The 285-nt window shown below is 25.3% G+C and carries 1 protein-coding gene; it reads right to left on the reverse strand.

What is annotated here, in order from left to right:
- Positions 1-285 (reverse strand): PD-(D/E)XK nuclease family transposase (locus tag EZH24_RS13745; RefSeq protein ID WP_170310897.1); only part of this gene is annotated, 285 nt, incomplete at both ends.

Raw genomic sequence — 285 nt, forward strand, 5'->3', positions numbered from 1 at the left:
TTTTCTATATCTTTTAAATTATTGCTTGTAAAAAATTTCATCCAAGTTAATAATTTGTTTTTCTTTAATTCTTCAATCGTTGAATTTTCTAATATATCAATAAATCTTTGAACTTCGATTAAATGCATTTGAATATAGTCTAAACTTATGTTTTGGTTTTCAGTATCAGTCAATTTAAAACATCTGTGAGGTTTGCCTTCGTCTCCGAAATCCAAATTAAAATCTAAAAGATTAATGCTAATTATTTTTTGAACTTCTTGATAATCTTCGCCTTCCCTTAATTCG

The sequence above is a fragment of the Brachyspira catarrhinii genome (genome assembly GCF_005518285.1).
Classification (GTDB): domain Bacteria; phylum Spirochaetota; class Brachyspiria; order Brachyspirales; family Brachyspiraceae; genus Brachyspira; species Brachyspira catarrhinii.